Annotated in this window: 10 protein-coding genes and 1 pseudogene; 5 read left to right on the top strand and 6 right to left on the bottom strand. The window is 39.6% G+C overall.

Annotated features, from left to right (window positions below; translation table 11 throughout):
* Positions 1–54: 54 nt before the first annotated feature.
* Positions 55–675, bottom strand: coding sequence for a non-canonical purine NTP pyrophosphatase (locus Q1553_RS01925; RefSeq protein ID WP_115552148.1), 621 nt, complete (start codon positions 673–675; stop codon positions 55–57).
* Between the two features lie 67 nt (positions 676–742).
* On the opposite strand from Q1553_RS01925, the gene Q1553_RS01920 reads away from it, so the two are divergent.
* From Q1553_RS01920 to Q1553_RS01910, 3 genes and pseudogenes are all read left to right on the top strand, one after another.
* Positions 743–2,113: an MFS transporter gene (locus Q1553_RS01920; RefSeq protein ID WP_115552147.1), complete on the top strand. Its 1,371-nt coding sequence runs from the start codon at positions 743–745 to the stop codon at positions 2,111–2,113.
* A gap of 32 nt (positions 2,114–2,145) precedes the next feature.
* Positions 2,146–2,940 carry an ATP-binding protein gene (locus Q1553_RS01915; RefSeq protein ID WP_115552146.1) on the top strand — a complete coding sequence of 265 codons (795 nt, stop codon included), beginning with the start codon at positions 2,146–2,148 and terminating at the stop codon, positions 2,938–2,940.
* A gap of 285 nt (positions 2,941–3,225) precedes the next feature.
* Positions 3,226–3,521: pseudogene (locus Q1553_RS01910) on the top strand (multidrug efflux SMR transporter).
* A 411-nt stretch (positions 3,522–3,932) separates the two neighbouring features.
* On the opposite strand, the gene Q1553_RS01905 reads toward Q1553_RS01910, so the two are convergent.
* Positions 3,933–4,529: a peroxiredoxin gene (locus Q1553_RS01905; RefSeq protein WP_115552145.1), complete on the bottom strand. Its 597-nt coding sequence runs from the start codon at positions 4,527–4,529 to the stop codon at positions 3,933–3,935.
* 152 nt (positions 4,530–4,681) lie between these two features.
* On the opposite strand from Q1553_RS01905, the gene Q1553_RS01900 reads away from it, so the two are divergent.
* Together Q1553_RS01900 and metK are read left to right on the top strand one after the other, a co-directional pair.
* Positions 4,682–5,077, top strand: a complete 396-nt coding sequence (locus tag Q1553_RS01900) for a hypothetical protein (protein ID WP_115552144.1) — start codon at positions 4,682–4,684, stop codon at positions 5,075–5,077.
* 303 nt (positions 5,078–5,380) lie between these two features.
* Positions 5,381–6,541 (top strand): methionine adenosyltransferase, encoded by a 1,161-nt coding sequence (gene metK, locus Q1553_RS01895; RefSeq protein ID WP_115552143.1) that lies wholly within the window; start codon positions 5,381–5,383, stop codon positions 6,539–6,541.
* A gap of 84 nt (positions 6,542–6,625) precedes the next feature.
* Here metK and Q1553_RS01890 read toward each other — a convergent pair whose 3' ends face one another.
* The 4 genes from Q1553_RS01890 to Q1553_RS01875 all read right to left on the bottom strand — a co-directional run.
* Positions 6,626–7,432 (bottom strand): polysaccharide deacetylase family protein, encoded by an 807-nt coding sequence (locus Q1553_RS01890; RefSeq protein ID WP_300692269.1) that lies wholly within the window; start codon positions 7,430–7,432, stop codon positions 6,626–6,628.
* Positions 7,433–7,444: 12 nt separating this feature from the next.
* Complete coding sequence (locus tag Q1553_RS01885; protein WP_297571500.1) at positions 7,445–8,476, bottom strand: glycosyltransferase family 4 protein; 1,032 nt, start codon at positions 8,474–8,476, stop codon at positions 7,445–7,447.
* Positions 8,477–8,546: 70 nt separating this feature from the next.
* A complete protein-coding gene (locus Q1553_RS01880) occupies positions 8,547–8,684 on the bottom strand; it encodes a hypothetical protein (RefSeq protein ID WP_181881670.1) in 138 nt (45 codons plus the stop codon).
* 8 nt (positions 8,685–8,692) lie between these two features.
* Positions 8,693–9,631: class I tRNA ligase family protein (locus Q1553_RS01875; protein ID WP_300842711.1), on the bottom strand; the 939-nt coding region annotated here is incomplete at its 5' end.

Raw genomic sequence — 9,631 nt, 5'->3', positions numbered from 1 at the left:
GTTTCATTGATATACCTTTGTGCATTTATTTTTGGAATCATAGAGAAAAATGGATTATTTTTCAAGCAAAGCACGCAATAAATACTGCGCATTTTCTAGTGCGATTCTGCGATGTGAAATGGAATTTTTCTCCTCACTGCTTAACTCGGCTAGAGTTTTGTTAAATCCATTGGGAATGAAAATCGGGTCATAACCAAATCCATTTTCTCCGCGACACTCTGCAATCACCTGTCCATACATAAACCCGTGCGCACTAGAATCGCTTACAAAGGAGCTAATGCCAATACACGCGCAATAATGTGCCCTTGAGATTCCGCCTAGTCTTTTTACTTCGCTACGCAGTTTTTCTAAATTCTCCTCCGCTCCACCTCCGCTATATCTTGCGCTACGAATCCCCGGTGCACCTCCTAGCTTCTCTACGCAGATTCCGCTGTCATCGGATAAGACAATATCTCGCACTTTTAGGATTCCTTGATTTTTGAGTATTTCAAAAACCACCCTAGATTTAATTAACGCGTTTTCTTGAAAGCTTGTGCCGTCCTCTGTAATCTCAAAGGGCGTCATCAGTGTGTCCCAAGAGAGAATCTCTACTCCAAAATCTTGTGAAAATGAAGCATAAATTTGTCGGATTTCTTTGATTTTGTCTTGATTTGAAGTTGCTAAGATTAAGCGCATAACTTGCCTTTATTTATTTTTGGGTAAAATCATTTTTTGTTTTGGAATTTTAGCATAAGGACGCAAAATGGCAAAGGAATCCCTCATCAAGCAAAGCTTGCCTCTAAGTCTCATTCTCGCTTCTAGGTTTTTTGGACTATTTATTGTTATGCCCATTTTATCGCTTTATGCGCTCTCTCTTCAAGGCTCAAGCCCGATTCTAATTGGAATCGCAATGGGTGGATATGCGCTGACGCAAGTCTTATTTCAAATTCCTTTTGGATTCCTAAGCGATAAATTTGGGCGCAAAAGTATGATTGCGCTAGGGCTTGTGGTTTTTGTTTTTGGCTCACTCGTCTGTGCCTTGAGCGCGGATATTTATTGGCTGATTGTAGGGAGGTTAATGCAAGGAGCTGGAGCTGTTGGAGGAGTGATAAGCGCAATGATAGCGGATTTGGTGCGTGAGGAGAATCGCACAAAGGCAATGGCACTTATGGGAGGGACGATTTCGCTTAGTTTTACCTTTGCACTGATTTTAGGTCCGATTCTTGGTGCGCATTATGGAATCCCAAGCCTTTTTTGGATTACCTGTATTTTGGCACTTTTTGGACTTGTAATTTTGTTTGTTGCTGTGCCCAATACGCCCAAAGTTACTTATCGTTTCACGAATCAAAGCGGAGAATATAATGCGATTTTAAAAAACAAGAATCTCCAAATTATGAATCTCACAAATTTCTTGCAAAAAGGCTTTATGACTTTGGCATTTCTTATTATTCCTATTGCTCTTGTTAAGGGCTTTGAAATGCCTAAAGAGGACTTGTGGCAAGTGTATATTCCCGCCTCACTTTTAGGATTCTTTGCAATGGCACCCGCGGCGATATTAGCGGAAAAAAGAGGGAAATTTAAGGCAGTAATGATTGTTGGAATCTTGTTTTTTGTGTTTAGCTATTTGCTAATGTTAAGCGAAAGTCAAGCGGTGTTTATCTTTGGTGTGCTTGTGTTTTTTGTAGGATTCTCTATCCACGAGCCCATTATGCAAAGCCTCGCAAGTCGTTATTGTAAAGCACACCAAAAGGGCAGCGCAATGGGGATTTTCACTTCTTTTGGCTATCTAGGCTCGTTTTTTGGTGCGCTTTTGGGAGGGCATTTTTATACTTTTTTTAGTATGCTTTCTATTACGATGTTTGTTGTCATTACCTCTTTTTTATGGATTCTCTCTTTTTCTCTTTTGGCAAATCCAACTATGCAGAAAAATCTTTATTTATCTTTGAAAAATAGAATCACAAATGAGACTTTGGAAGTGTTAGGGGAGTTGCGCGGGGTGCTTGAATGGTATATCAATGAAAGCGAGCAAGTTGTGGTGGTGAAATACGATAAACACTTATTGGAGGAAGCAGAAATTTTGGAATTTGCTAGAGGACATTTAGAGGGATATTTTGATTTAGGGGATTCCAAATAACTATAAAAAACAGAATCCAAAAAAGGTGAAAAATGGCAAAAGAGCAAAACATAGAAATTAGCAAAAAAATCTTAAAGATAACAGGCTCTACCAATGCTCAACTAGACTTAATAAAAGAAGGCGATAAGGTGCTTTTGGGCTTAAGTGGGGGTAAGGATTCCATACTTTTAGCGACACTTCTAGCGAGACTGAAAAAATATGCACCTTTTAAGTTTGAGTTTAAGGCAGTTACGATTGATTATGGGCGCGGGGGCGAGTATGAATATATCTTTGAGTATTGCGAGAGGCTTGGAATCCCCTATGAACTCTACCGCACAGATATTTATAAGATTTTGGAGGAAAACAAGCGTGAGGGGAGTGTGGTTTGTAGTTTTTGTTCGCGTATGCGGCGAGGTGCGCTTTATACGAAAGCTTTAGAGGGAGGATTCAACAAACTCGCCTTAGCTCATCATTTAGATGACGCAGCAGAAAGCTTTATGATGAATCTCACCTATAATGGTGCATTGCGTTCTATGCCACCCCTATATAAAGCAGGAAATGGGTTGTTTGTGATTCGTCCGCTAATTTTTGTGCGGGAGCGACAAATTATTGACTTTATTGCCAAAAATAACATTTATATTGCTCCTGATTGTAATTGTCCTGTGATGTGGCAAACGCACGACAAACGTCCTTTCGCAAGAGAGAAAACAAAGCAAATGTTAAAGAAAATGGAGGAAGAGAATCCAGACTTTTTTACTTCTTTGAAAGTAGCTTTAAGCAATGTGCATTTAAATAGCCTCTTTGATGAGCGGTATTTGGACAAACAAGAGCAAGAATCTAGCAAATAGCATTAACCTTTGCATTAAAAGATTTGCCACAATTTAATTTATCAGAATCTTGCGGAATCTCACACACTTCTAGCTTTTGCCCTCCAAAATCAAAAGACTATAATATCAAGAGGTGACAAGGGTTTCAAAACTCTACCAAAGGCTCAAAAAGTGCTTTTACAAAGCGGTTTTGCGCACTTAATAATCCAAGTGGAATTGCGCTTATTAATTACTCCGAGTTAAAGCGCGAAAAAGTAGAATCGGATTCCACAATCCACCAAGGAATGCAATGAGCCTAGCACTAGGATATGTCGTAATTACCGCTTGGACATTATCGCAAATTTGTTTTTGAAAAAATCCAATGCGTTTAAGCGCAAAGGCTACACGATAGGCTGTATTCTTATGGTTTGGGAGGGGCGTTTAGCGCACTAATCTTCGTGCTTGAGAAAATGCCCTTAAGTGTTGCGTATTCTACTTGGGGGGTGGTGGGAATTGTCGGCACGAGCCTTGGGGGCTATATATTTTTCAAAGAGCGTTTAGGAATCATCGGCTATATCGGTATGGTAATGGTGGTTTGCGCTGTGGTTTTGTTAAATCTGTAATCAAAACAGAATCCACAATGCCCACAATCCCCCTTTAAAATGGAATCTTTGAGATTTAACGACTTCGTCATTGTGAGATTCCGCAGGAATCTCGGCAATCCATAATCCCGCATACCTGCAAATTTAACTATTCTGTCATTGCGAACGAAGTGAAGCAAACTATGTAGAATCTCGCTTTTAAGATTCCATTGCAAAGTCTAATTTATGCTAGATTATAGATTGCCACGAGGCTAAAGCCTCTTGCAATAATGAAAAACAACACGCAAAGGTTAGCAAGGACAAGGTGGGGGATTTCATTGTGAGATTCCATAATGTTTGGAAGCTTCATCTCAAGCTTTGCGTTGTGAAAAGAGATTAAAAAGTCGGAGATTGCTAGATTTGTGGGATTTGCAAGGGAAATCCTTGCAAGAATTATAATTTGTCTGCGTTTTGTGAAAGGTATTCTGCTACGCCCTTTGCGTCTGCTCTCATACCTTTGTCGCCTTTGTTCCAACCTGCTGGGCAAACTTCGCCGTGCTCTTCAAAGAAAGTCAATGCGTCGCACATTCTTAGCATTTCGTCCATATTGCGCCCAAGTGGCAAGTCGTTAATCACTGCGTGGCGGACAACTTGATTTTTGTCAATCAAGAATGAGCCGCGGAGCGCAACTGCATCACCGATTAGCACTTCATAATCACGTGAAATTTGTTTGGTGATGTCTGAAACCATTGGGAATTGCACATTTCCGATTCCGCCTTGATTTACAGGAGTGTTTTTCCACGCAAAATGCACGACATCAGAGTCAATGGAAACACCAATGACATTGAATCCTTTTTCGCTAAATGCCTTAACTCTATGGTCCATCGCGATGATTTCTGAAGGACAAACAAAAGTAAAGTCTTTGGGCCAAAAGAATACAACTGCACCATTTTTGCCTAAGTTTTTTGAGAGTTCAAAATCCTCTACGATAGTGTTATTTGCCAAAACTGCTGGGGCTTTGAAGTCTGGAGCTTTTTTTGTTACTAACATTTTAAATCCTTATAAAAATAATTGATTGATAAAAAATATCAATTAGAAAATGATAACAAATCTTAGATAAATTAAAGATTAAATTAAGTTTATTTTTAGGGGGGGGGGGGGGCATAATATGAGTTTTATTTTAATAGAGAAAGGGATTTCAAATGGAATACAAAAAATTAATGTTGTGTTTAGGTTTATGCTCTTTACTTATTGCAGGCTGCACTTTTAAAGGGGGTAATGAGATTTTAGCCAAAAAGACACAAGAGGATTTCAAAAAAGAGTTGATTAAAGGCAAAACAACCAAAGCACAAGTGATACAGATGTATGGTAAGCCAACGGGGACACATATAGAGGAGGACGGCACGGAGACATTGGTGTATGAGTATGCAGAAGCAGACTACGATGCGACCAATCATATTCCTTTAATCGGAGTTTTGATTTCCAAAGATGAAATAAGGAGCCACAATTTACAGATTTATTTCACAAAAAAAGATGTAGTGAAATCCTATACGCTTTTTAGGAATTCGTCGCAAAATCAGGGTGTGAAGCTACAATAGATTTTGTATCAATCAAAATTTACCCACTTTGTTTATTTGTGGATTGCTTCAGAGGGATATTGTGGGTTTTCACTCTTGTGAGAATTACAACGCAATTCGTGGCAATTTATAATATTTGGATACTAGGAATTTTCCACTGCGTCTTTGCGGGTGAGTCTTAACTTGGATAGCAATCCACATTCCAAACTGCTTTTAGGATTCCATTGTAAAAATATATTGGTAATTTTCCCTTAAAATCTGCAAGATTTAAAATTAAGTTTCTTTGTGATACAATCCCAAAAATTTAAAATACAAGGTGAATTTATGCAAAAAGAGTTTCTTTTCACTTCCGAATCTGTAACCGAAGGACACCCAGATAAAATGGCTGACCAAATCAGCGACGCAATTTTGGATTATATTATAGAGCGAGATACAAAGGCGAGAGTAGCTTGTGAAACTTTGCTTTCTAATGGTTATTGCGTGATTGCAGGAGAATTAAAAACAACGGCTTATGCGCCAATGCAAGATATTGCTAGACGCGTGGTGCGAGAGATTGGCTATATTGACGCAAGATATGGGTTTGATTATCATAGCGCGGGCGTGTTAAATGGAGTAGGCGAGCAAAGTCCAGATATCAATCAAGGGGTAGATAGAGAGGACGGCGAGATTGGCGCGGGCGACCAAGGGCTAATGTTTGGCTATGCGTGTAAGGAAACCGATGTGTTAATGCCACTACCAATTCATTTGTCCCATAGAATCACAGAGGGTTTGGCAAGAGCTAGGAAAGATGGCACTTTGCCTTTTTTGCGTCCCGATGGCAAATCCCAAGTAACGATTAAATATGCAAATGGCATACCTATAGGAATTGATACGATTGTCGTTTCTACGCAACATAGTCCAGAAACTCCACAAAATACATTGAGAAGTGCAGTGATTGAAGAGGTGGTGAAAAAAGTTTTGCCAAAAGAGTTTGCAAACGATAATATTCGTTATTTTGTGAATCCTACAGGTAAATTTGTGATTGGCGGACCACAAGGTGATGCAGGGTTAACAGGGCGCAAAATCATCGTGGATACTTATGGCGGAAGTTGTCCGCACGGGGGAGGTGCATTTAGCGGAAAAGACCCAAGCAAAGTAGATAGAAGCGGAGCTTATGCGATGCGCTATGTGGCTAAGAATCTTGTAGCAAGCGGAATCTGTGATAAGGCTACGATTCAAATTGCGTATGCAATCGGCGTGGTAGAACCCGTTTCTATTCTTGTCAATACGCACGGCACAGGAAAAGTAGAAGATTCTAAAATTGAAGAATGCGTTAAACAAGTGTTTCGTCTCACTCCGCGCGGAATTATAGAATCCTTAGATTTACTGCGTCCGATTTATCAAAAAACTGCAAGTTATGGACATTTTGGGCGAGAGTTGCCTGAATTTACTTGGGAGAAGACAGATAAAGCCGAAGCAATCAAGGATTATTTTAACCTCAAATAGTCTTTAAAGAGTTGGCGAGTAGGAAAATCTTGGTTGGTTTTGCGGGTGAGTGTGTAATTGGTAACTCACCTTACAAAACAAATGTCAGGGGACACGATGAAATTTGCGATTTCTAAAGTTAGAATAGAGATTGCCAAGCAAGGGATAGGAATAAAGATTTAGTTTTTTGCTTAAGCGAAAAAGATAATCCGCTTCCTTGCGCGTGCTTTGAGAAATGTCAATCCTACGGATTCTCCTTAAGTCATCTCCTTTGCAAAGCCCACCATCTATGGTGCTAAAGGCAAAATCGTATCCACAAGTGGATAAAAGATTCAAAGCATTTGCATTAAAATCTCCTCTAGGAAAGCAGAATCCAAAATGTTTTTTGTGGGGAAATATCTCCGAAATCTTATCTCTTGAGTGCGTCAATTCTTGCTTCAATCTCTCTGTATCTTCGCTATTGCAAGAAAAATGTGTCGCGCTGTGGCTATCAAACTCCATAAGTCCGCTTGCGTGCATTTCTAGGATTTCAGAGAGATTCAGAAAATATTCTAAATCATTGGAGTAGTTGAAGTCTTTGTGAAGTTTTGGTTCTAAATCATAAATCTCTCGCTTAGAATCACGGATTGTATTGGTAATCAAAAAACACACCGCGGGGATTTTTAGCTCCTTTAAGATAGGGAATCCAAAGCGATATAAATCAAAATATCCATCATCAAAAGTCAAGAGTACCTTTTTCTTTCCGATGTTTTTGTTTTGCAAAATTGCTTCTATGAACTCTCCATAGGTGATAAAGGTAAATTCCATATCTAAAATTCGCAAAATCGCCTTTTGGAGCATTGTTGGGCTAATTGTCAAACTATCGCTTTGTGTGTGGATATGGTGTAATGTGCAAATACAAATTGGAAACATTGATTGCGCCCCTTATATGGAATCTTGGAATCTTTGCGCGACTTGAGCAAGGAGATTTTCAAGTGCGCCTTTGAGTCGTGTATGGTCGTGGCGGGTGCAGACATACTCTAAAGCCCCTCTTGCATACATTAGAGATTCCTCTTTGTGTGTGATGAGGTGTAAGATTTGGCAACTTAAATCTTGCGCGTCCAAATATGAAGCACAAAGCCCCCTTTGTTTGTGGGCAATTAGATGATTCATAGGAGGCTTGTCATACACTACGATAGGCACTTGCGAACACATTGCCTCCAATAATACCGTTCCAAGCCCCTCGGTGTGGCTTGCGAAGACATAAATATCAAAGGCTTTGATGACATTGAGGGCATCTTCACGCCAACCCGTGAAAATAATGCGTTCTCCTTGCTTGAAGTCTTGTTGGATTTGATTTTTGATTCCTTCATTGATTCCACCGCCAAAGACAATCACCGCATTGGGATATTCTTTTAACACAAGTTTAGCAGCCTCTGCGAAGTCATACACGCCCTTTTTGGGATACAAAGAAGTGAAAGTGCCAATCACCAAAGAATCCTCTGCGATTCCAAATTCCTCTCTAAAGCTGCTTTTTGTTTGTTTCAAGCTTGTAGTATCAATGGTGCTTGGGAGATAAAATAGTTTAGATTCTGGGACGCCAATTTGCTCTAAATATTCCCCTACAGCTTCAGAAATGTATAGAATCTTATCAAACAAATGTGTATGCAATGCTTTAGAGAGAAAGCCTTTAATGGGGTAGAGATTGTGCCTCTCACGCATAAAAATCGTGCGGATTCCATTGAGTCTGCACAAAATGCGCGTAGCTGCTCCTATCCAACTATCAGTAGAATCGTGGGTGATGACGCAATGGATATGGTATTTTTTGACGATAGAAAAAAGCTTGGGAATGCTTTGATGATAGGTTTTCTTAGACATTTCGCACGCAATCACTTCAAAGCCAAGATTCTCCGCTCTTTGTGCAATTTGTGTGTTTGGATTGGCGAACAAAAAGACTTTATGCCCAAGTTCGCGCATAAGCTTCATTTCATTTAAGACTTTATTTTGCCCCCCCCCCAACTTTTTAGAGTCTCTGTGTGCAGAATGTTCATTTGTTTGTTCTCTTTTCTTTAATGCGTTTTACTGCAACAAACCCAAGCCACATCATAAAGCACACAACAAAAATACTTACCCAAGTCTCATCAAGCCCCACAGGTTGTGTCAAATCAAAAAACCCTTCAAACATTTTTGCTCCTAAGATTTTTTAGAATCTGCTAAAACTCCAGCACAACGCACACAAGGTGTGTCTGCTTCTTGTGCGATAAATTGCCAACAACGCGGACATTTGTGTCCTTTGGCTTTGCAAATGTGATAAGTCTCTCCCTCAAAGGTAAAACTCACCAATAGATTGGAAGCTGTTTTGTTACACTCTACTGCGCTTACCATAAGCCAAAGATTCAACTCCTCAAACTCCGCAATTTTAGCGGAAGTGATGAAATCTACTTCTAATGTGGATTTGATTTTAGATTCTTTTTTGAGGCTGTCGATTTGCTCCAAGAAACAGGAACGCAAAGCCAAGAGTTTTTCAAAATCTATCTTGGGTTGTTCAAAGCAAGGGAGCGGCTGATAAAGAACTTCAAGCACAGCAATATTTGGGTTTTGAATCTCCTTTGTAATTCCACAACTTTCCAACAATGCCTTGCTCGTTGTGTGGTTTAAAGCTTCGTTAATTGTATAGGTAAGAATTGGAGCAAGAAGCCCAAACAATCTGCCACAAATAAGAGCCATTACATTTTGTGCAGCTTTGCGTTCTTTGGACTCTAGCGCATTGCAATAAAGATTGTCTTTGCAAAGGTCAAGGTAGATTCCACTAAGTTCCGCGTTTAAAAAGTAGTTTAGCTCCTGCAAGCCTTTGGAAAATTCATATTCATTAAAAAGCGCATTAACTTCTTTAAAGCAGTTTTGTGCTTTTTTCAATATCCACAAATCAATTTGGCTAAAATGCCGTGTCTCTAAACTTTCTAATGTTCCTATATTGGCGAGTAAAAAGCGAATCGTATTGCGGATTTTGCGGTAATTTTCACTCACTTGTTTTAGGATATTGTTAGAGATTCTTTGGTCATTTTGATAATCACTCTGCGCAACCCAAAGTCGCAGGATTTCTGCTCCAAATTCCTTTAATACATCTTTTGG

Source organism: Helicobacter sp. UBA3407, from assembly GCF_949747025.1.
Classification (GTDB): Bacteria; Campylobacterota; Campylobacteria; order Campylobacterales; family Helicobacteraceae; genus Helicobacter_D; species Helicobacter_D ganmani.
The sequence above is the reverse complement of the archived record's forward strand: the minus strand, read 5'-3'. Positions and strand labels throughout refer to the sequence as shown.

What these genes read in the sequence shown, in the direction of transcription:
- Q1553_RS01925 (WP_115552148.1), bottom strand. Translation starts at nt 675, where the DNA reads ATGCGCTTAATCTTAGCAACTTCAAATCAAGACAAAATCAAAGAAATC.
- Q1553_RS01920 (WP_115552147.1), top strand. Translation starts at nt 743, where the DNA reads ATGGCAAAGGAATCCCTCATCAAGCAAAGCTTGCCTCTAAGTCTCATT.
- Q1553_RS01915 (WP_115552146.1), top strand. Translation starts at nt 2,146, where the DNA reads ATGGCAAAAGAGCAAAACATAGAAATTAGCAAAAAAATCTTAAAGATA.
- Q1553_RS01905 (WP_115552145.1), bottom strand. Translation starts at nt 4,529, where the DNA reads ATGTTAGTAACAAAAAAAGCTCCAGACTTCAAAGCCCCAGCAGTTTTG.
- Q1553_RS01900 (WP_115552144.1), top strand. Translation starts at nt 4,682, where the DNA reads ATGGAATACAAAAAATTAATGTTGTGTTTAGGTTTATGCTCTTTACTT.
- metK (WP_115552143.1), top strand. Translation starts at nt 5,381, where the DNA reads ATGCAAAAAGAGTTTCTTTTCACTTCCGAATCTGTAACCGAAGGACAC.
- Q1553_RS01890 (WP_300692269.1), bottom strand. Translation starts at nt 7,432, where the DNA reads ATGTTTCCAATTTGTATTTGCACATTACACCATATCCACACACAAAGC.
- Q1553_RS01885 (WP_297571500.1), bottom strand. Translation starts at nt 8,476, where the DNA reads ATGCGCGAACTTGGGCATAAAGTCTTTTTGTTCGCCAATCCAAACACA.
- Q1553_RS01880 (WP_181881670.1), bottom strand. Translation starts at nt 8,684, where the DNA reads ATGTTTGAAGGGTTTTTTGATTTGACACAACCTGTGGGGCTTGATGAG.